Origin of the sequence: Ramlibacter albus, from assembly GCF_014297445.1 — a bacterium.
GTDB lineage: Bacteria > Pseudomonadota > Gammaproteobacteria > Burkholderiales > Burkholderiaceae_C > Ramlibacter > Ramlibacter albus.
This window is the reverse complement of sequence record NZ_JACORU010000006.1, coordinates 343,523-363,909: the sequence shown is the minus strand read 5'-3', so window position 1 is coordinate 363,909 and position 20,387 is coordinate 343,523. Positions and strand designations below refer to the sequence as shown.

Here is a 20,387-nt window from a genome sequence, read left to right as displayed (position 1 = left end):
GCGTCGGAGCAGGCGTCGGAGCAGGCGTCGGTGCAGGCGTCGGTGCAGGCGTCGGTGCAGGGGTCGGTGCAGGGGTCGGCGCGGGAGTCGGCGCAGGCGTTGGTGCGGGTGTCGGTGCCGGAGTCGGTGCAGGCGTCGGAGCAGGCGTCGGAGCAGGCGTCGGAGCAGGCGTCGGAGCAGGCGTTGGAGCAGGCGTTGGAGCAGGCGTTGGAGCAGGCGTTGGAGCAGGCGTTGGAGCAGGCGTTGGAGCAGGCGTTGGAGCAGGCGTTGGAGCAGGCGTTGGAGCGGGCGTCGGTGCAGGCGTCGGTGCGGGTGTCGGTGCGGGTGTCGGCGCAGGAGTCGGCGCAGGAGTCGGCGCAGGAGTCGGCGCAGCCGTAGGCAGAGGCGGCGCCGCGGGTCCCGACGCCGCCATCTGCGTCGGCCCGTACGTCAACGTGAACCCCGGAATGTCGTTGAGCTGCACGGTCGAGAACTGCCCCAGAAGGCCGCCGGCCGCCTGCAGGAACTGGAACTGGTCCGTCGGCAACGACGAATACCCGCCATGCTCGTGCGCGGTGAACGTGCCGCCGAGCAGCAGCGCCGTCCCCGTCACGATCAACTGGTCATAGCGGGTCGCGCCCCACACATCCGGGTGGAACTTCGCATTGGGGCCGAGGACCAGGTTGCCCGCGATGCGAAGGGTGCCGGGCCCGGACGAGTTCTCGCCCGGCTTGATCTCGCCCTGCGAAACGACCACCCCGCCGCCAAGCGCGATGGGGCCCTCGCCGGTGAGCTTGCCCTGCTCGTCGATCAACATCTGCCCACCATCGGCCGCGAGCGTGGCGCCGTTCTCGACCTTCACGGTGCCGAACGCATTGAGCACCGCGCCGCTGGACGCCGTGACGTTCGCGGAAATCGCCAGCTCGCCGGTGATGTTGACCGTGTCCGCGTCGATGACCGTCGGCCCGCCGAGTTTCTGGTTGCCGGTGAAGTCCACGCTGCCGCTGGATGCAAGCGTCAGCGTGCCGGTGCCGGTCGAGAACGACGTTTCCTTCACGCGCAGCGAGGCGGGGGAGGAAATGACGACATGGCCCCCGGCCGAGTTGATCGTGGTCCTGTCGAGCGCCACGCCGTAGCCGCTCGCGGGGTTGCCGCGCAACGTGATGGTGCCGCCGCCGGAACCGAGCGAGATGCCCCCCATCGAGACCTGTGCATTCATCGCTTCGACGCGGATCGAACCACCCTGCGTCTCGATGTCGTCCGTCGTGATGTTCTGTCCCGCGGATGTCGTCAGCAGCTGCACGGCCCCACCCTGCGTGCGGATGGGCATGCCGCGCGTGTCGATGCCACCGGCAGACCCCGCGGTGACTTCGAGCGTGAGCCCGATGCCGGAGCCCAGCCGCAGCGCGCCGCCGGTGAACGCGCCGGAGACGCCGATCTGCTGCGTGGCCTGGATGCGCACGTCCGCGCGCACGCCCTCCAGCTCGCTCTGGAAAATCGTGTAGGGGCTGGGCGTCGTCGCGGCGTCGACCGTGCCGGGGCCGAGCGAATTCGAGGCGCCGTTGCCGTCGCTGCCGTCGCCCGTGCCGCCGCGGATCGTGACGATCGCCGGGTCCAGCAGCAAGCGGCCGCGCGCATCACTCGCGCTGCCCAGGTCCGCCGTGCCGCGGAACACGAGCGAGCGACGGCCGGAAACTTCGGCGGAACCACCCTGGCCGCTGCCTGCGCCACGCGAGGAGATCGCGCCGGCAAAGCGCGTGAGGCCCTCGCTCCAGACGATCACTTCGCCGCCGGTTCCGTCGACGGTCGCGTCCGCAATGAGCCGCACGCCGGCATCGACCTGCGTGGCTTGCGCGTTGCGGATGCGCGCATCGTTGCCCTGGAAGCCGCCGCCGACGAGCACCTCGCCGCCGCCGCGCGCATGGCTCACGTCGACCGTGGCGCCGGCTTGCAATGCAACGGTCTCGCCGGACAGGTGGACCTGGCCGCCCTTGTCGCTGCGCGATGCGGTGACGGCCCCGGAAACTTCCGCGTCCTTCACTGCTTCGAGCACGACCTTGCCGCCGCGCACGGAAGCGCCCGTGGCCTGCACGAGCCCGCTGTGCTGCAGCTGCCCCGCGAAGATCGCGACCGAGTCGCCGCGCAGCGTGCCGAGGTTCACCGCGCGGTCTTCCGGCGCGCGCACCTCGAGGAAGATGCCTTCCAGCCCGCGCCCGGTGAGCTCCACCTTGCGCCCCGCGGCGAGGATGGTGTCGCCCGCCACCGATTCGATGATGGCCTGCGTGCCCGCGATGATCTGCGGCGCGATCAGCACGACGTCGCCGTTGCGCGCGACGATGCGGCCGTCGAACTGCAGCGCACCGCCGCCGGCGGAACCGTCGCCGAAGCGCATGCGCCCCGCGATCGCATCGGCGCGCGTCATCGCCAGCGTCGAGGCAGTGAAGCCGGCCGTGTCCACGCTCGCGTTCGGCCCGAACGCGATGCCCGCCGGGTTGACGAGCACGAGCCGGCCGTTGGAGCCGAGATTGCCGAACACTTCGCTGCGCGTGCCGCCGAGCACGCGGTTGATCGAAGTGCTCGTGGCGCCGGGCTGCGCGAAATAGATGGAGCCGCCCGCCGGCACCGAGAAGCTGCGCCAGTCGATGGCCGAGTGCTGCGTCCCCGCGCCGTTGGTGGTGGTGACGAGCGTGCGCGGCCCCTGCTGGGTCACGCTGGCTGTGCCGTGGACGGCGGTCGCACCGCTGGGCTGGGCGGCCGCGCCGCCGCCGAAGCACCCCGCGATCGCGATGCACAGCGTCCGGCGACTCAACCTCAGCAGTTTGGTTCTGGACAACATCGCGTGACTTCGTGTGACAGCTAGCGCACGAGTTTGCGAATTGGTTACGGTGGCTCTTGCGGTCGTTGTCCTGTTTGGCCGTCAGACAAAACCGACACGCCGGACGAACCGGCGGGGAGCGTGAACTCGTCGCGTCGGACAACGCCTCGTGTGCGTGTCGGGGCCACCCCGAAACGAGTTGTGTGCATCTATAACCGGTGACCAAAGCGAGAAACGAAGAAGGGAGAGCTGTCATGGGAGTGAATCGCACCTGGCTGGCCACGGCTGCTGCCTCGGCCCTGGCACTCGTGCAGGCACCGCTGCAGGCGGCGCCGGCCGCGCAGGTGGAAACCGCGCGCGGCGTGGTGATGGTGGAGCCGGCCCAGGGCGGCGCCCCGCGCATCGGCGCGACGGGCGTCGCCGTGGAGCCCGGCGACCGCATCAAGACGGCGGACGGCGCGCTGGTGCTGCTGCGCTTCGTCGACGGCACGCGCATGACGCTGCGGCCGAACACCGAGATGGTGGTGGCGCAGTACCAGTACCAGCGCGAAGGCGTGGACAACAACATGCTGCTGCAACTGGTGCGCGGCGGGCTGCGCACCGTCACCGGGCTCATCTCGAAAGGTGCGCCCAACGTCGCGCGGGTCCAGACGACCACGGCGACCATCGGCATCCGCGGCACGGACTTCGATGCGCGCGTGTGCGAGCGCGACTGCGGCGCGGAGTCGGCCCGGCTGGCCGGTGACTCGCGCCCCAACGCGGCCGCAGCCAGCGCCCGCGTGGTGACGGTGGACGGCGACGTGCGCGTCGCGGACAACGCCGGCCATGTGCGGCGGCTGATCGCGGGCTCGCCGATCTATCCCGGCGAGGTGTTCGAGTCGTCGCCGCAGGCCACTGCCGCGCTCGCGTTTCGCGACGGCACGCGCATGAGCATGGGGCCGGGCACGCGCGCGCGGCTCGACGACTTCGTGTTCGACGAGGGCAACCCCAGCGAGGGCCGGCTGCTCGCGTCGCTGCTGCGCGGCTCGCTGCGCGTGCTCGGCGGGCGCATCCCCGAGATGCAGCCGCAAGGCGCGCTCGTCAACACACGCTCGGGCACCGTCACGCTGCGGCCGGGCGGCTTCGACCTGCGCTGCAGCGGCGAATGCGCCGCGGAGCCGGCGGGCGAAGGCCTGGAGGTGCTCGCGTGGCAGGGCAGCGGCGCGGTTGCCGCCGGCACGGCGACCCATGTGCTGCAAACCGGCCAGGGCCTCGCGCTGGCCGGCGGCGCCGCGCGCCCGATCACGTCGGTGGCCGCGGGCGGCACGCGCCCGGATGCGCTGCAGGTGCCTGCCGAGCTCTTCGCGCGCGAGAACGTCGCCGAGGACGAACCCGGTGTCTTCGTGCACGTGCGCGACGGCCACGTGGAGATCGCCAGCGGCGGGCAGTCGCTGCACCTCGCGCGGGGCGAGACCGGCATGGCGCGCCTGAGCGGGCGCGTGGCGCGGCCGCTCATCCAGCCTCGCTTCATCGAGTACGACACGGTGCCCGTGCCGGTGCCGGCGCGCGTGATGTCGATGGCGTCGATGGTGGTGGCCGAAGCGCGCAGCACGAACATGTGCCGCTGACGTGCCGTTGACGTGCCGGCGCGGGCGGCAGCGCGGCAGTCGCGTATAAATCGCGGATGCCGACGCCCGTTCCCGCCGACCCGGAAAGCATCGAACTCGCCACGCTCGACGCGGTGCCGCCGCAAGCGACCGAGCGGTTGCGCGACTGGGTGCTGGCCTATGACGACGGCACCGTGGGCCGCGCGCACAGCGCGGTGCCGCTGCGCCACGACTCGTGCGAACCCGAGGTCCTGCAGGAGATCGAGCGGCGCTACGCGTCGCGCGGGCTCGAGCCGATGCTGCGCCTGGCGCGCATCCCCGCTTTCTCGCCCTTGCGCAACGAACTCGAGCAGCGCGGCTGGCGCGCGCAGAAGCCCACCGCGGTGGAGGTCGCCACTTGCGAGAGCGTGGCCGCCAGCGGTGCGGAAATCGACGTGGAGTTCACCGATGCGCCGACGGCGCGCTGGTCCGAGGTGTTCCTCGGCGAGGGCTTCGACCCCGTGGACGGCGCGAGCCGCCTGGGCATCCTGCGCCGTGCGCGCTCGTCCGTGTTTGCGACGGTGACTGTCGAGGACAAGGTCGCCGCCGTCGGCTCGGCCGGCTACAGCCAGGGTTGGTGCGGCATCCACGGCATGCGCACGGCGCCGGCCTTCCGCGGCCGCGGGTTCGCGGGCGGCATCATCGCGGCGTTCGCGCGCGAGGCGCTCTCGCGCGGCCTCACGCGGGCGTTCCTGCAGGTGGAGCAGGGCAATGCCCGCGCGCGGTCGATCTATGCGCGCGCGGGGTTCGGTGAAGCGTGGGTCTACGAGTACTGGGCGAGGTAGGCGTCGCGCCGCCGGGCCGCCCCAAGGCGCGACAGCCCCCTCGGGGGGCAGCGATCCTCGCGAAGCGGGGAGCGTGGGGGCTCTATTGCTCCATCCCCATCTCGGCCATCAGTTCCTCTTTGCGGGCTTCCAGCTCGTCGCGCATCGCCACGAGGTCCAGCTTGCGGTTGGAACGCGCCTTCGTGAAGATCTCGTTGCGTTCTTCCTTGACGTGGTGGTCGATGTACTCGCCCAGCACCTTCACCTTCGCGTCGAACATCTCGTCGGCCTCGCCCATCTGCTCGATCTGCGCGATGAGGTCCTTGGCGGACTGGTGCTCGACTTCGGCCTCGGCCAGCATGTCGGTGTCCTTCAGCGCCTCGCGCAGGGCCGGGTAGAAGATCTCTTCCTCGATCGTCGCGTGCACGGTCAGCTCGTGGCAGATCTGCCGCGCGAGCTCCATCTTCTTCATCGAAGCGCTGCGCGCGCGGGAGCCCGTGAGTTCCTCGTACTCCTTGAACATCTTCTTGACGGCGCGGTGGTCCGCATCGAGCAGGTCGCACGCGTCCTTCTGGCCACGGGAATTCGGCATGTGTTTCTCCTTGTGTTGATGTGATCGATGTTCGAGAGCGGTGCGTACGTGTTTTGTAGGAGAACGTAGGCAATGCATGGGGCAGCGTGCCGACGGCCGGAAGGCCAGCACGCGGCCGGATCGACATCGATGGCCGACATGCTCGGCCGCAGGCCGGCGCTAACCTGTTTTCATCGCATTGCCGAAAAGGACTCACCAGATGACAGCCACAGCGACGGCGCCCCGGCGCCCGATCGACGAAGCCCACCGCAGGACCACCCAGGTGCAGAAGGACCTGGAGGTCGCGAGCGCCGAGCTGGGCCTGGCCCACGAAGCGCTGGAGCGCCACGTGCCGCCGGAGGTGAAGCACGGCGACGTGGCCTGGGCCATCGGCCAGAACGCCAGCGTGGAGCAGAAGGTGCAGGAGGCTGCCGAGGAGCTGGAGGAGGTCACCGAGCTTCTGCGCGAAGAGCAGGCCGAGCGAGAACGTTTGCAAGGTGAGCTCGACCGCAGGAAGAATTGAGCACGTTGTTACGACAGCCTGCGCACGGCGGTTGTGCAGGGCACAATGCGATGCATCGGGAGCCAAAGTGAGCATTCGCGTTTTTCTTGTGGAAGACACCCGGCACATGCAGGGTGTGCTGCATGACCTGCTGAACGTGGTGGGTACGGCCAGTTTCGAGATCGTCGCCACGCGCACGACCGAGGCGGAGGCCAACCTCTGGCTCGATGAGCACCCCGGCGGCTGGGACCTCGCGCTGGTCGACCTGATCCTCGAGCAGGGCACGGGCATGGGCGTCATCCCCCGCGCGCGCAAGGCGGCGCCCGGTGCCCCGGTGGTCGTGCTGAGCGACTATGCTACGCCCGGGATCCGCCAGCATTGCATCAAGCTGGGGGCCGACGCCGTTTTCCAGAAATCGCAGGACATGCAGGCATTCATCGACTATTGCGCCTCGCTCGTGGACCGCGAGCCCGCGGGCGTGTGAGGGCCGCGCTCGTCGCGGCGGGGCTGGCCACGCTGCTGGCGCTGGCCGGCTGCAAGGACTCGCCCTCCGCATCGGGGGGCGCGTCGTCGTCCGCGGCCGCGAAATCCGTATCCATCGCCACCATCGAGCAGCAGGCAAAAGGCTTCAATGTCGGCGCCGCGATGAGCGCGCGCGTGGTCTACGTCTTCTTCGACCCGCAGTGCCCGCACTGCGCGGCCCTGTGGAATTCCGCCAAGCCGCTGAAGTCGCAGGCGCGCTTCGTCTGGATCCCGGTGGCCGTCCTGAACGGCAACAGCCTCGCCCAGGGCGCGGCGCTGCTGGCCGCGCCGGACCCGGTTGCCGCGATGGATTCGCACGAGCAGCTGATGGCCGAAAAGCGCGGCGGCATCGTGCCCGCCGGCAACGTCGATGCGCAGAAGGAAGCCGTCACACGCAACACGAAAATGCTCGACGGCTTCGGCATCGCCTCGGTGCCCACGCTCGTGATGAAGCAGGGCGACGGCGCCAGGGTGCAGGAGGGCGCGATGCCCACCGATGCGCTCGCGCGCTGGATCGGCGCGCAGCCTTGACGCGGCGCTGAGCCCTGTGGTGTGATGCCCCCGGTTCCGCGGCGGCGTGCCGGCCGGCAGGCCCGCGGGCGAGGAGGAGACGTCATGCTGAGCTCGATGTTGCGGGTATGTCTGGCAGGCGCCGTGCTGGCGCTCACGGCGTGTGCTGCGCCACAAGGCGCGGGCGGCCGGCAGGTCGTGATGGAGGAATTCCGGGTGCCCAGCGACCCGGGCATCCAGGTCTACGTGCGCAACAAGCGCCCGGCGGACATGACGAACTTCTCGTCGGCGAAGACCGTGCTGTACGTGCACGGCGCCACCTATCCGTCCTCCACGGCGTTCGACCTTCAGCTGGACGGCATGTCGTGGATGGACTACATCGCGCGCAACGGCTACGACGTGTACCTGCTCGACCTGCGCGGCTACGGCCATTCGACGCGGCCGCCGCAGATGGACAGGCCGGCCGGCGAGAACCCGCCGTTCGCGGGCACCGAGGAAGCGATGCGCGACGTCGATGCGGTGGTGGAATTCATCCGCAAGCGGCGCGGCGTCGACAAGGTGAACCTGCTCGCCTGGTCGTGGGGCACCGCGATCATGCAGTGGTACACCAGCCTGAACAACCACAAGGTGGAGAAGCTCGCGCTGTATGCGCCGGTGTGGATCCGGCAGTCGGCGTCGCTCGTGCAGGCGGGCCCCGGCCCGACACCGGCGTACCGCACGGTGCGCATGAGCGATGCGAAGGGCCGCTGGCTCACCGGCGTCGCGCCCGACAAGCAGGCCGCGCTGATCCCGGCCGGCTGGTTCGAGGCGTGGGCCAAGGCGACGTTCGAGACCGATCCATGGGGCATGGCGCAGAACCCGCCCGTGCTGCGCGCACCCAATGGCGTGGTCGCCGACGGCTTGCGCTACTGGGGCAACGGCATCATCCCGTGGAAGGTGGAAGACATCCGCGTGCCGGTGCTGCTGGTCAAGGCGGAGTGGGACATGGACACGCCTTCCTACATGGCGCAGAACCTGTTCCCGAAGCTGGTGAATGCGCCGTGGAAGCGCTACGTCGAACTCGGCGAGGGCACGCATTCCATCATCATGGAGCGCAACCGCATGGACCTGTTCCGCACGGTGCAGCAGTTCCTCGACGAGCCGCGGGTGCGATGACCGAAGCCGTCGGCGTCATCGGCCTCGGCGCCATGGGGCGCGGCATGGCCGGCTCACTGCGGCGCGCCGGTTACGGCGTGCACGTGTTCGACGTGCGGCCGGAAGCGGTGCAGGCCTTCGTCGCCGAAGGCGGCACGGCGTGCGCGAGCCCGGCCGAGATGGCGCAGCGCTGCGAGGTCATCGTCAGCGTGTTGGTCAACGCGGCGCAGACCGAGGAGGTTCTGTTCGGGCCGTCGGGCGCGGCGGCCGGCATGAAGCCGGGCAGCCTGTTCGTGATGTGTTCGACGGTGGACCCCAACTGGTCGGTCGCGCTGGAGGCGCGGCTGGCCGAGCGCGGGCTGCTGTACCTCGATGCGCCGATCTCCGGAGGGGCCGCGAAGGCGGCTTCGGGGCAGATGACGATGATGACCGCCGGCCGCGCCGAGGCGTACGCCAAGGCGGGCGGCATGCTCGATGCGATGGCCGCCAAGGTCTACAAGCTCGGCGACCGCGCGGGCAACGGCAGCAAGGTGAAGATCATCAACCAGCTGCTGGCCGGCGTGCACATTGCCGCCGCTGCCGAAGCGATGGCGCTGGGCCTGCGCGAAGGCGTGGATGCGAACGCGCTCTACGAGGTCATCACCAACAGCGCCGGCAACAGCTGGATGTTCGAGAACCGCATGGCCCACGTGCTCGCGGGCGACTACACGCCGCTGTCGGCCGTCGACATCTTCGTGAAGGACCTGGGCCTCGTGCTCGATACCGCGCGCGCGTCGAAGTTTCCGCTGCCGCTGGCATCGACCGCGCACCAGATGTTCATGCAGGCGTCCAGTGCCGGCCACGGCCGCGAGGACGATTCGGCGGTGATCAAGGTCTTCCCCGGCATCACGCTGCCGGGCGCGAAGTAGGGCCTACTTCGCTTCGCGCCGCTCGCGTGCGCGGCGCACCTGCCGCGACTCGCCCGCGCGCGCCGCCAGCTCCGCCTGCCGGATCTTGTGCGTGCGCCACAGCTTGCGCAGGAACCGCGCCGCGACGAAGGTGACGAAGAAGCAGGCCAGCAGCAGCAGCACGCCGGCGATGTTGGTGAACATGGCCGGATTGTGCTACGCCGCGCGCATGTTGCGAACCGGCAGCTGCAGCGAGAGGATGGCGGCCGCGAGCAGCAGCACGCCCGCCGAGCCGAAGGCCACCCAGTGCGTGCCGAAGTGTTCGTAGCCCCAGCCGCCCAGCCACGCGCTGATCATGCCGCCCACCTGGTGGCCGATGAAGGCCAGCCCGTACAGCACGCCCACCAGCTTCACACCGTAAAGGTCCGCGAGGATGGCTGACGACAGCGCGATGCTGCCCGCCCACACGAGCCCGCCGATGCTGGCCGCGGCGTACAGCTCCCACTGTGTGCCGACGATCACGAGCGCGAAGAAGCCGAGGCCGCGCACGCCATAGATCAGCGCGAGGATGTTGCGGCGGGGCAGGCGGTCGGACCAGCGGCCCAGCACGATCGTGCCGCCGATGGCCACCAGCCCGATCAGGCCGATGCCGAACGAGCTCGTGTGCGCGTCGAACCCATGGTCCATCAGCATCGGCAACGCGTGCGTGCCCATCAGGTTCATGCTGAAGCCGCAGGAGAACAGGCCGAGGAAGATCATCCAGAAAGGAGCCGTCCGCAATGCGTCGGCGAGGCGTGCCGAAGGAGCCGCGGGGCGCGACGCAGCCGGCGTGGCTGCTTCATGCGGCAGCAGGTCGGTGTTGGCGGGCGCTTCATCGCGCATGATGAAGATCGCAGCGGGAAGTGCCAGCAGCGCGACGACCGCCGCGAACCCCAGCATGGTCGCGCGCCAACTGAAAGCCGCGATGGTCGCCGTGAACAGCGGCGTCATCAGCGCGATGCCCGCCATCGAACCGGTGGAGAGGAAGAACAGCGCCATGCCGCGCTGCCGCGTGAACCAGTGGCTGATGATCGGCGTGAACGCGACGGGGCTCATGAATGCGAGGCCGACCGACAGCACGATGCCGAAGGCGAGCAGGAAGGACGTCGTGTCACGCGCCTGCGTCGTCCAGATGCACGCGGCAACGACGAGCGCCGCGCCCAGCACAAGAACGAAACGCGTGCCGCGCCGCGCGATCAGGTGGCCGGCCACCGGCATCGCGAGCCCATAAACGATCATCCCGACCGCGACGATGCTCGCGAGCGCGCTGCGGCTGAAACCGAGGTCGCCCGCCATCGGCAGGAAGAACGGCCCGATGCCCAGCCGCATGCCGGTGCACAGGAGCGTGAGGACGGCCGAAGCCGCGACGATGTTCCAGCCGAAATACCACTGCATCGACGCATGGTAGCGGGGAGCGCTAACGGAACACCAAAGTGAACACCGCGCCTTTGCCCGGCTGCGAGTCCGCCGTGACCTCGCCACCCAGCTTCTCCATGATGCGGCGCACGTTCGCCAGCCCCATGCCCGTGCCCTCGAACTCGTCGGGTTTGTGCAGGCGCTCGAAGGGGGTGAACAGACGCCCGGCTTGCGCCATGTCGAAGCCCACGCCGTTGTCGCGCACGCTCACGGCGTGCACCCAGCCGCCTTCGTTGCGCGCATCGATCGTGATCACGGGCTGCGGCTGCGTGCGCGAGTACTTCACGGCGTTGGAGAGGAGGTTGACGAAGGCCATCAGCAGCAACGCGGTGTCGCCCTGCACGACGGGCAGGCGCGCCACCGTCCACTTCGGCGCCGGGGTGCCGTCGCGTGGCGGCAGCGCGGCGCGTGCTTCCGCCACCACCTGGTTCAAGTCGACCGGGACCTTGCGCACCTGTGCCTGCCCGAGCCGCGCGAATTCGAGCAGGCCCTTGACCATGCGCCCCGCGGTGTCGGCGGCCGAGGCGATGCGCCGCAAGTGGCCGATGTTTGCCGCCGACAGCGGCTCACCTTGCTGCATCACCTGCGCGAAAGCGCCGATCGTTGTCAGCGGCTGCTGCAGGTCGTGCGCGAGGCTGCCCGCGAAGGCCTGCAGGTCGCGGTTGGCGATGCGCAGCTCGTGCAGCGCGCCCTGCAGCGCGTCCGCCGACTGCTTGAGCGCGACGAGGTTGCGCACGCGGATCAGGAGCTCGTGGCGGTCCACCGGCTTGGTGAGGTAGTCGCGGGCGCCGGCGGCCAGCCCGCGCAGCCGCGCGTCGCGGTCGTGCACCGCGGTGACCACGAGCACCGGCACCTGCGGCACCGCGTCCTTCAGCAGCTCCAGCATCGCGAAGCCGTCCAGCACCGGCATCATCAGGTCCAGCAGCACGAGCGCGGGCGGGTCGGCCGTCACACTGCGCAGCGCCACCTCCGGGTCGGTGAAGCCGACGAAACGGTAGGGCTCGGTGAGCAGGTAGGCGCGCAGCAGCTTGAGGTTGGTCTCCTTGTCGTCGATGGCGACGATGGTGGGCTGCGCTTCGGTCACGCGGGCACCACCAGTTCCTGCACGGCTTCCAGCAGCTCCTCGCGCGAGAAGGGCTTCTGCAGCACCGCGCTGGCGCCCAGCGCAAGCCCGCGCTGAACGTCGGGCACGATGGAGACGATGATCACCGGTACCTGCCCGGTGGGGCTGCCGGGGTGCTTGAGGTGCTGCAGCAGGTCCCAGCCGTCCATGTCGGGCAGCAGCAGGTCGAGCAGCACGAGGCGCGGGCGGCCGGCGGCCAGCCAGTCGATGGCCGCGCGTGCCGTGGCCACGCGCACGACGCGGAAGCCTTCGGGCTCCAGATGCAGCCGCATGAGCTCCGCGGCGTGGTCGTTGTCCTCGACCACGAGCACGGTTTCGCCGTTCCAGCCGCCGTCGACGCTGAAGCCCGGCGCATCGGAGCCGGGCGTGCCGCCCGTCCACTCGCGCCAGGGCAACCACACCACCAGCTGCGTGCCCTTGCCGGGCGTGCTGCCCAGCGCGACGCTGCCGCCATGCAGGCGCGAGAGCTGGCTCACGAGCATCAGCCCGAGGCCCGAGCCTTCCACGTCCTTGGACAATGCCGAGTCCAGCTGCGAGAACATCGTGAAGAGGCGGTCGGCATCGCCCGGCGCGATGCCGATGCCGTTGTCCTGCACCGTGATCTCGAGGTACTCCGCGCACTCGAGCGTGGGCGGCGGCAGGCGCAGCTCGGTCGGGCCGTCGGACTGCCAGGTCTCGAGCCGCTCGACGCCGACGCGGCGCGCGCGCAGCACGACGCGGCCGGCTGCCGTCGTGAACTTCACGGCGTTGGACAGCAGGTTGTAGACCACCTGCCGGGTCTTGCGCGCGTCGACGGCGATCAGGCCGAGATCGCGGGGCACGTCCAGCTGCAGCTCCACGCCGCGGTCGGCGGCGGCCTCGCGCACGATGGGCAGCGCCTGCTCCAGCAGCGTGGCGATGTTGACCGGCTCGAGCTCCAGCGACATGCGGCCGGACTCGATCTTCGACAGGTCCAGCACGTCGTTGATCAGCGAAAGGAGGTGCTGGCCGCTCGAATGGATCTCGGTCGCGTATTCGCGCTGGGCCGGCTCCAGGTCGCCGACGACGCCGTCCTTGAGCACTTCGGAAAAGCCGATGATCGCGTTCAGCGGCGTGCGCAGCTCGTGCGACATGTTCGCGAGGAACTCCGTCTTCAGGCGGCTCGCGTCGGCGAGCTGGCCGTTCTTCACCGCGAGCAGCCGGTTGGTTTCCGCCAGGCGCGCATAGAGGCTGCCGTTTTCCAGCAGCAGCACGCCCAGCACGAAACCGCTCGCGAGCATGCCGTAGGCGCGGCCCGCGTACCAGCCGATGTCGAAACGGCCCTGGTTCAGGACGGCGGCAAGGGCCGAGTCGGCGGTCCACACGCACAGCACCACCATCACCCACAGGTCCAGCACGGTGTGCGGCCGGCGGCGCCACACGAGCGCGAGCGCGGCCAGGCCCACCAGCCAGGTGAGGATGGCGACGACCACCTTGGTCGGCGCGTCCGAGTTACCGGCCATGATGCGCGGCATCGAGTCGTGGAACACGGTCGGCAGTGCCACGAGCGCGCCGGCCAGCACCCCGGCCATCGCGACGCTCGCCGCGATGCCGCGCAGTGGCGAGCCGGTGGCCGGGCGCGTGTTGCCGTTCGGCTTGCTCAGGGCATAGCCCACGATGAACACGGGAAAGCCGGCGTGCCACAGGAAGTAGAGCCATGCCGTGGTCTGCCCGCCGCCGCCGATGATGCCGCCGGGTGCGAACAGGCCCGGGAAGCTCAGCGCATGGGCCGTGGCCATCAGCGTGCTGAAGATGTAGCCGGACGCGAGCATCAGCATCGATTGCGCGCGCAGGATGCGGTATTGCCCGAGCAGCAGCACCGCGGTGATCAGGTCGAAGACGATGATCGCCGACTGGTACATCGGGATGAAGGCGGGCACCTGGTGCAGCGGCACCTTCGCGAAAGGAGCCACGGCGACGAAGAACACCGCGGAGAGCAGCGCGACGCCGATGGCGGCGCGGCGTTGTGCCGGCGTGGGACGCAGCGTCGAGACGAACGACGCGCTTGCTAGCATCGACCCCCCTTTGCTGAATTCGCGTTCTTGTTGGGCCCGAATATAGACAAGACGTATGAGTTGCGCTACCTGAATGCTTTTTTACTGATGAGCCACCCTAACGGCCAGCTAAGAGAGCGCTAAGCGACGCCTAATCGGCGGCTCCTAAAGTTCCTTCACCGCAACACGCACACCCTGAAGGAGAGCCACCATGAACCGCAACCTCGCTTACGCCCTCGTCGTCTTCGCCGCCACGGCCGCCGCCGCCGGCCAGGCCTTCGCCGAGACGCCGACCCTCGAGACCACGCCCTTCGTGTCCGTGAAGACCCGCGCCGACGTGCAGGCCGAACTGGCCCAGCACAAGGCGAACGGCGTCAACACGTACTCGATCCAGTACAACCCGCTGAAGTCGTTCAAGAGCACGGCGCAGCGCGAGCAGGTGGTCGCCGAGTACATCGCCTCGCGCGACGTCGTCGCCGCGACGACCGGCGAGGACAGCGGCTCCGCGTACTTCGCGCAGGCCCGCACGCCGCACAGCGTGTCCCGCACGCTGGCCGGCACGCCCGTCAATACGGCGCGTTAAGCTTCGTCTGAATGCATCACGAGCACGTCGCAGCCCTTCGCCGGGGCTGCGATCAGCTCGCTGCAGTAGCCCAGGGGGCGCACGTCGGCCAGGAAGGTCTTGAGCTGGTGCAGGCTGAGATAACCCGAGAGCACCACGTCCCCGTTGGGCGCGCAGACGCCCACGAGAAACGGCGCGCCCTTGCCGTGCACACGGCCGGCCGCGCGCTCGAACGCGTGCCGCACGCTGAATTCGTGCGGCAGGTCGGCCACGGTCATCCACGCTCGCTCGTGCATGCGGCAGCATTGACCGCGCCGCTCGCCGCGTCTGTAGGTCCGGGCTGTTGGGCGGGATAGGCACGCGCTTGCATCCCCGGCTGACGCACAAATTGAAACGAGCTGATACGGCGCGGCTGCCCCAGCCGTGACGGATTGCGCAGGCTTTCACCCCACGGTTCGGCTGCCGGTTCCTATAAGGGACTTCTCGTTCCATCGTGGAGAAGAACCTTGAAGAAACTGCTGGCCGGCGCGCTCCTGTCGCTCGGCGTGTGCGCGGCCCACGCGCAGTCGCCGCTCGTGAGCTGCGCCAACTTCAACGCCGTGGACGTGCCGGGCGCGGCGAAGATCGACAAGGTCTGCCTGGCGGACCTCATCACCAAGTACCTCGTCGCCGTCAACCGCACCGACATCAGCGACTGGGGCACGCTGCACTCGCAGGCCACGCGCAACCCGCCGGGCGCGGTCCCGGGTATCCAGGTGGACGGCTACTTCCCGGACACCTCCACCACCAACGGCTACTTCGGCTGGTTCCACGACGCGCAGTTCGTCATCCGGCTGCCGGACAACTGGAACGGCAAGCTCGTGGTGACGGGCGCGCCCGGCGTGCGGCGGCAATACGCCAACGACTACCTGCTGTCCGACTGGTTCGTCGCGCGCGGCTATGCCTACGCGTCCACCGACAAGGGCAACAGCGGCACGAGCTTCCAGAACGATGGCGTGAACCCGGGCGACGCCATCGCCGAATGGCACCGCCGCGTCACCGAGCTCACCATCGCGGCGAAGGAGACGGTGCGCAAGCGCTATGGCCAGCCGCCCGCGTACACCTACATGACGGGGCTGTCGAACGGCGGCTACCTCACGCGCTACGCGCTGGAGAACCGGCCCGACCTGTACGACGGCGGCGTGGACTGGGAAGGCGTGTTCTGGCGGCCCGAAGGCCCGAACATCCTCACCTCGCTGCCACCCGCGCTGAAGTGGTACCCGAGATGGCGCGCCACGCGCGATGCGAACGCGTACGAGCAGATCATCGCGGCCGGCTACGCGCGCGGCTCGGAGTTCCTGTGGGAGCACCACTGGGGCGTCTACTGGGACCTCACCCAGCGCACGTACCGCGAGGAGATGGACCCGACCTACGACGGGCTGCTCAATGGCGGCATCGCGTTCTGCCAGTCCGGAGAGCCGTACTGCGATGCGGACTACGACTACGCCACGCGCCCCGCTGCCGTGCGCGATGCCGTGGCCGCCATCTCGCTCACGGGTCGCATCGGCAAGCCGATGATCACGCTGCACGGCACGATGGACTCGCTGCTGCCCATGCGCACCAACAGCGACAACTACGCGGAGATGATCCGCAAGGCCGGCCGCGGCAACCTGCACCGCTACTACGTCGTGGAAGCGGGCAACCACGTCGACCAGCTCTACGACGAGTTCCCGGACAGGCTGCGGCCGATCGCGCCGTGCTACCGCGCGGCGTTCGTCGCGCTGGAGACCTGGGTGGAGAGCAAGGGCAAGCGCATGCCGCCGGACAGCAAGTCGATCCCGCGGCAGGGCGCGGACCTCGCCAACGAGTGCCCACTCGGCTGAGCCCGGTTCAGTCCGGCTTGGCCAGCGTCTCCATCGCCATGCGCGCGCGGCGCCCGAGCTGGGAGACCGTCTCCTCGAGCTGCCGGTGCGCCGTCTCGAAGGCGCACGCCGCGTCGCACGCCACCTGCACCTGCCGCTGCAGCAGCGCGTGCACTTCGCGCGCCTCGGGCAGCTCCATCTCCGTGGGCTCGGCGGCGAAGGCGCGCATCGCCACCGGGGCGAGGAGGCGCTTCCACTCCACGTAGGTGGGGCCCATCTCGCGCTTGAGGCGCACGATGAGCGCCGCGAAGGTCTCCTCGCAAACGCGCATGCCGTCGATCGCCTGCAGGCCGCACTGGTGCAGGTCCCCGACGGTTTGCGCCCGCCGCGCGAGCGATGTGGCGCGTGCGAAGGTGTTGCGCCCCGCCGGCGTGGCAAGCGTCGCGCCGAGTTCGTCCAGCAGGTGCCGGGAGCGGTCCACGTGCTTCTGCAGGCCATTGAGTTCGCGGCGCAACTGGATGACGTGAGGGCCGAGGTTGGAGCCGCGCGCGGCCGCGGCCAGGGAAACGCGGGCCACCTCGCGGCGCATCGCATGGACCTTGCCGAGTGCGTCGTCGAACGCGGTGTCGAACTGCTCGGTGACGCGGCGGCGCTTCACCGGCGGGCCATAGCCGCCGCTGGACGAATCGGCCACGGCGGGCAGGTCGAACCGCACCAGCACGTCCGCGACCTCCGAGAGCGCCTGCACGAGGGCGGCCAGGCCGGGGTGCGGCGTGTGCTCCGCCACTTTCTCCTGGACGACAACGAGCCGGGCCACCGGCTGGCTCGCGTCCTTCAGGACGGATTCCAGTTCCGCGGTGAGCACAGCCAGTTGTTGCTGAGGCATGTGAACATTCTGTTACGCGTGTCCCATGCGGTACACATCCCCTATGTGAACTCCTCCCGCCCGCGCGCCCGAGCGGGGATGAGCGGCGGCGTGGACGTGACGGGTGGTCGGGAGCGAGGGTTCTAGGCGTGGGCCAGCGTCGACGCGGCGAACGCAGGTTCCATGCGCAGCACCTCGAGCAGCTCTTCGCGCGAGGCGGGCTTGACGAGGTAGTGGTCGAAGCCGGCCTGCCGGCACTTGCGGCGCGTGGGTTCGTCGTCGCACGACGAGAAGGCAACGATCACGCTGGGCATCTGGTCGCGCTCGCGCTGCAGCTGGCGGATGCGGCCGATGGCTTCGAGGCCGCCCATCACCGGCATCTGCAGGTCCAGGAAGATCACGTCGGGCCGCTGCCGCGCGACGTGCTCCAGCGCGGCGCGGCCGTTGCCGACCACCTCCACCGGCAGCGGCACCGGCAGCAGGTTCTTGAGCACGCTGACCGTGTACGGGTCGTCGTCCACCAGCAGCAGCGCGAGCGGCGGCACGGCCTCGCCGTCGCGGGCCGGCGCGCCGGGCGCCATCGACGTCACATGCGCTGCCGGCAGCCACAGCGTGAGCGTCGTGCCGGCCTCGTCGTCGGTCTCCATCTGCAGCTCGCCGCCTTGCACGCGCGCCATCAGCCATGCGGAGTAGGCGCCCAGGCCCGTGCCCTGGTCCTTGCCGTGCGTCGTGTACTTCTCGAAGAAGCGGGCACGGATCGGCGCGGGCACGGCACCGAGGTTGTGGATGCGCAGCATGCGGCCTTCGTCACCGCGCAGGCTGCCGTGCTGCAGCGCCACCGCGACCGTCGAGCCTTCGGGGGCGGCCTCGACGGCGTTCTTCACCAGGTTGGCGGCGATCGAGTAGCAAAGCAGCTCCTCGCCGCGCACGTGCAGGCTCCCGGCCGCGGGCAGGTCGACCGTCAGCCGCACCCGCTTGGCGTCCGCATGCGCGCGCACTTCCTGCACCACGTTGCGCGCGACCTCGGCCAGGTCCACCGCAGCCGGGCGCACCGTGTAGCTGCCTTCCTCCATGCGGTACAGGTCGAGCGACAGGTTCACCATGCTCAATACGCGCAGGGCGCCACGTTCCACGATGGCGAGCAGTTCCTCCTCGCGCGCATCGAGATTGCGGCCCTGGCGCAGCAGGCGCGGCACGTAGGCGATGCTGGCCAGCGGCGTGCGCAGGTCGTGCCGGGCGATGCGCTCCACCTCCTCGCGCATGCGGATGGCCTCGCGCAGCTCGGTGTTGCGCCGCTCCAGCTGGGCCGCCTGCTGCTGCACGCGCTCGTGCGAGCGCAGCAGCGCCTCCTGCGCGCGCACGCGCTCGGTGATGTCCATGAAGGTGCACACGTAGCGCGCGGTGCGGCCGCGCCGGTCGCTCACCGCGATGCCTTCGGTGTGCACCCAGGTGATGTCGCCCTGCGGCGTGAGCAGCCGGTATTCGTCGGCGGGCTGGTGCCGCACGGCGTGCGGCGCGGTGTGTTCGCGCATCAGCCTGGCGACCTGGGCCTGCACGCGTTCGCGGTCGTCGGGGTGCACGAAGGAGAAGAAGTCCCACGCGCCCGTGTCGTCTTCGTAGGAGCGGCCCAGCATCTGCCTCAGGCGCGGCGAGAAGCTGGCGGCGCCTTCCGGCTCCCATTCGAGCGTGCCGGCATTGGTGCCGCGCACCACCAGGTCGAGGCGCTGGCGCTGCTCCATTTCCTTGCGCCGCTGCGCGTCGGCCACGTACGAGAAGATGTTGGTGAACAGGAGCGTGAGCGCGAGCGTCACGCCGACGCGCGCGGTGATCTCGGGCCCCAGGTGCAGCCACGCCATCGGCACCGCCAGCAGCACGATGCAGCCGTTGAAGATATTCGCGGTGCGCCGCGGCAGCACGAAGTGGAACAGCAGGATGGCTGGGTAGCACCAGAACATGCCCACCAGCCCCTGCCTGTACATCGCGAGGCCCAGGCCCAGGAGGGCCGGGGCGAAGATCGCGGCGGGCGGGATCGGAGCCGCATGCCCACGCGCGAGGAACACCGCGTTGGCGATCAGGAAGCCGGCGATGAGCAGCGTGGTGGACGCCTGCACCGGCGCGCCCTGCACAAAGCCGTTGATGGAGAAGGGCAGCAGCACCAGCGCGCCCACGACCGACAGGACGAGGAACACCCTCGCGCCGTAGGCTTCGACGAACTCGGTACGCAGGTCGCGCCGGGCCAGCTCGTCCGGGACGCTGGCCGCTTGCAGCGAGCTGGCGGTGGTGTGCATGCGCGGCTCCACAAGGCGAGGCCATTATGGGAACAAGCCGCGCGCGGCGAACGTGAACAAGTTGCCGGCCGGGCAGGGAAAGTCTGTCAGGTGCCGCTGGCGCATCGGGTGTATAAGCAACTCCTTACGTCCCGCAAAAGCTCGACGCAATGAAAGACCTTTTGCAACTTTTCGCGACGCGTGCCGACGACGAATCCACGGGCGCGACGGAGATCGACCTCTCGACGCAGTCGACCGAGGAAATCCGGGACGGCTACAAGGACCTCATCCGCGAGCTGCTGCAGGACGGCGGCGTCAACCTCGACTGCGTGCAGGTCGAGGTGCGCGACGTCGGGCGCGCGCACGATGGCCGCCATGTGTTCCTGGGCATGCTGCGGCTGGCCCACTGGGAGCGGAAGTCCGGCCTGCGCCTGATGATCGGCCTGCCGCTGGTGGAGCGGCTGCTCAGGCGGCTGCTGCGCGGCAGCTGGCTCAACGACGTGAGCCACTTCGGCGGGCTGTGGTTCCACCCGGCCAGCTCGATGATCGACGGCGAGGTGATGCGCGAGCTGCGCGAGCTGATGCAGGCGGTGGAGCAGGTGGACGGCGCATCGGCGAGCCAGCCGCCGCGCGAGTCGATGTGGAGCGTGCCGGCCGAGCTGGAACCCGACCGCGAACCGCACACGCCGGCCGGGCCGAGCGGCCCGCGCTGATCAACTGCGTTGCTGGGTTTGCGCCTGTTTCGGCGGCAGGTCGCCGTAGGCTTCTTTCGCGCGACGGATGCGCTCGAGGTCGTTCAGCAGCGTCTGCAGCGCGCTTTGCGAACCGTACCCGCTGCGCCCGCGCGGCACGCGGTATTCCGGCGGTTTCACGTCAGGGTCGAGCTGCGGCGTCTCCACACACGGAATGATACAGCCGCTACACGACAACTTTACGGCGATGTGACTTATGCA

20 protein-coding genes are annotated in these 20,387 nt (G+C 69.7%); 10 read left to right on the top strand and 10 right to left on the bottom strand.

The window, feature by feature from the left end; translation table 11 throughout:
- Nucleotides 1-2,788, bottom strand: a 2,788-nt coding sequence (locus H8R02_RS18300; protein WP_187082897.1) for a filamentous hemagglutinin N-terminal domain-containing protein, incomplete at its 3' end; no start/stop codon positions are given.
- A gap of 260 nt (nucleotides 2,789-3,048) precedes the next feature.
- On the opposite strand from H8R02_RS18300, the gene H8R02_RS18295 reads away from it, so the two are divergent.
- Nucleotides 3,049-4,401: a FecR domain-containing protein gene (locus H8R02_RS18295; protein WP_187082896.1), complete on the top strand. Its 1,353-nt coding sequence runs from the start codon at nucleotides 3,049-3,051 to the stop codon at nucleotides 4,399-4,401.
- Nucleotides 4,402-4,457: 56 nt separating this feature from the next.
- The gene (locus H8R02_RS18290; protein WP_187082895.1) at nucleotides 4,458-5,204 is read left to right on the top strand and encodes a GNAT family N-acetyltransferase; all 747 of its coding nucleotides are present in this window, start codon (nucleotides 4,458-4,460) and stop codon (nucleotides 5,202-5,204) included.
- An 82-nt stretch (nucleotides 5,205-5,286) separates the two neighbouring features.
- On the opposite strand, the gene H8R02_RS18285 is transcribed toward H8R02_RS18290, so the two are convergent.
- Nucleotides 5,287-5,775 carry a hemerythrin domain-containing protein gene (locus H8R02_RS18285; RefSeq protein WP_187082894.1) on the bottom strand — a complete coding sequence of 163 codons (489 nt, stop codon included), beginning with the start codon at nucleotides 5,773-5,775 and terminating at the stop codon, nucleotides 5,287-5,289.
- A gap of 199 nt (nucleotides 5,776-5,974) precedes the next feature.
- Between H8R02_RS18285 and H8R02_RS18280 the strand changes: the two genes are divergently transcribed.
- The 5 genes from H8R02_RS18280 (at nucleotide 5,975) to ltnD (ending at nucleotide 9,330) form a co-directional block, all read left to right on the top strand.
- Nucleotides 5,975-6,277 carry a hypothetical protein gene (locus tag H8R02_RS18280; protein WP_187082893.1) on the top strand — a complete coding sequence of 101 codons (303 nt, stop codon included), beginning with the start codon at nucleotides 5,975-5,977 and terminating at the stop codon, nucleotides 6,275-6,277.
- 67 nt (nucleotides 6,278-6,344) lie between these two features.
- Nucleotides 6,345-6,740: a response regulator gene (locus H8R02_RS18275; RefSeq protein WP_187082892.1), complete on the top strand. Its 396-nt coding sequence runs from the start codon at nucleotides 6,345-6,347 to the stop codon at nucleotides 6,738-6,740.
- Nucleotides 6,737-7,309 (top strand): thioredoxin fold domain-containing protein, encoded by a 573-nt coding sequence (locus H8R02_RS18270; RefSeq protein WP_187082891.1) that lies wholly within the window; start codon nucleotides 6,737-6,739, stop codon nucleotides 7,307-7,309. The genes H8R02_RS18275 and H8R02_RS18270 overlap by 4 nt, the downstream gene beginning before the upstream one ends.
- 84 nt (nucleotides 7,310-7,393) lie before the next feature.
- Complete coding sequence (locus tag H8R02_RS18265) at nucleotides 7,394-8,443, top strand: alpha/beta hydrolase (protein WP_222622526.1); 1,050 nt, start codon at nucleotides 7,394-7,396, stop codon at nucleotides 8,441-8,443.
- On the top strand, nucleotides 8,440-9,330 hold the full coding sequence (gene ltnD / locus H8R02_RS18260; RefSeq protein WP_187082890.1) for an L-threonate dehydrogenase: 891 nt from the start codon (nucleotides 8,440-8,442) through the stop codon (nucleotides 9,328-9,330). Before H8R02_RS18265 ends, ltnD begins: the two co-directional genes overlap by 4 nt.
- Before the next feature lie 3 nt (nucleotides 9,331-9,333).
- On the opposite strand, the gene H8R02_RS18255 is transcribed toward ltnD, so the two are convergent.
- Genes H8R02_RS18255 through H8R02_RS18240 form a run of 4 tightly spaced genes read right to left on the bottom strand, consistent with a single transcriptional unit; the run spans nucleotide 9,334 to nucleotide 13,920 of the window.
- Nucleotides 9,334-9,513 carry a hypothetical protein gene (locus H8R02_RS18255; RefSeq protein WP_187082889.1) on the bottom strand — a complete coding sequence of 60 codons (180 nt, stop codon included), beginning with the start codon at nucleotides 9,511-9,513 and terminating at the stop codon, nucleotides 9,334-9,336.
- A 12-nt stretch (nucleotides 9,514-9,525) separates the two neighbouring features.
- Nucleotides 9,526-10,743, bottom strand: coding sequence for an MFS transporter (locus tag H8R02_RS18250; RefSeq protein ID WP_187082888.1), 1,218 nt, complete (start codon nucleotides 10,741-10,743; stop codon nucleotides 9,526-9,528).
- Nucleotides 10,744-10,765: 22 nt separating this feature from the next.
- The gene (locus H8R02_RS30835) at nucleotides 10,766-11,848 is read right to left on the bottom strand and encodes a sensor histidine kinase (protein WP_187082887.1); all 1,083 of its coding nucleotides are present in this window, start codon (nucleotides 11,846-11,848) and stop codon (nucleotides 10,766-10,768) included.
- Nucleotides 11,845-13,920, bottom strand: a complete 2,076-nt coding sequence (locus H8R02_RS18240) for an MASE4 domain-containing protein (protein ID WP_187082886.1) — start codon at nucleotides 13,918-13,920, stop codon at nucleotides 11,845-11,847. Before H8R02_RS18240 ends, H8R02_RS30835 begins: the two co-directional genes overlap by 4 nt.
- A gap of 190 nt (nucleotides 13,921-14,110) precedes the next feature.
- On the opposite strand from H8R02_RS18240, the gene H8R02_RS18235 reads away from it, so the two are divergent.
- Nucleotides 14,111-14,482, top strand: a complete 372-nt coding sequence (locus tag H8R02_RS18235; protein WP_187082885.1) for a DUF4148 domain-containing protein — start codon at nucleotides 14,111-14,113, stop codon at nucleotides 14,480-14,482.
- On the opposite strand, the gene H8R02_RS18230 is transcribed toward H8R02_RS18235, so the two are convergent.
- A complete protein-coding gene (locus H8R02_RS18230; protein WP_187082884.1) occupies nucleotides 14,479-14,757 on the bottom strand; it encodes a hypothetical protein in 279 nt (92 codons plus the stop codon). The genes H8R02_RS18235 and H8R02_RS18230 overlap by 4 nt on opposite strands.
- A gap of 210 nt (nucleotides 14,758-14,967) precedes the next feature.
- Here H8R02_RS18230 and H8R02_RS18225 point away from each other — a divergent pair, with 210 nt between their 5' ends.
- On the top strand, nucleotides 14,968-16,323 hold the full coding sequence (locus H8R02_RS18225) for a DUF6351 family protein (RefSeq protein WP_222622525.1): 1,356 nt from the start codon (nucleotides 14,968-14,970) through the stop codon (nucleotides 16,321-16,323).
- 7 nt (nucleotides 16,324-16,330) lie between these two features.
- Here the strand turns inward: H8R02_RS18225 and H8R02_RS18220 are convergent, their stop codons facing one another.
- Both H8R02_RS18220 and H8R02_RS18215 read right to left on the bottom strand, forming a co-directional pair.
- Entirely contained in the window at nucleotides 16,331-17,188 is an 858-nt protein-coding gene (locus H8R02_RS18220) for a hypothetical protein (RefSeq protein WP_187082883.1), read from the bottom strand.
- A 122-nt stretch (nucleotides 17,189-17,310) separates the two neighbouring features.
- Nucleotides 17,311-19,455: a hybrid sensor histidine kinase/response regulator gene (locus H8R02_RS18215; RefSeq protein ID WP_187082882.1), complete on the bottom strand. Its 2,145-nt coding sequence runs from the start codon at nucleotides 19,453-19,455 to the stop codon at nucleotides 17,311-17,313.
- 149 nt (nucleotides 19,456-19,604) lie between these two features.
- Between H8R02_RS18215 and H8R02_RS18210 the strand changes: the two genes are divergently transcribed.
- The gene (locus H8R02_RS18210) at nucleotides 19,605-20,147 is read left to right on the top strand and encodes a hypothetical protein (protein ID WP_187082881.1); all 543 of its coding nucleotides are present in this window, start codon (nucleotides 19,605-19,607) and stop codon (nucleotides 20,145-20,147) included.
- On the opposite strand, the gene H8R02_RS18205 is transcribed toward H8R02_RS18210, so the two are convergent.
- A complete protein-coding gene (locus H8R02_RS18205) occupies nucleotides 20,148-20,333 on the bottom strand; it encodes a hypothetical protein (RefSeq protein WP_187082880.1) in 186 nt (61 codons plus the stop codon). It lies immediately after the preceding gene.
- Between the last annotated feature and the right edge of the window lie 54 nt (nucleotides 20,334-20,387).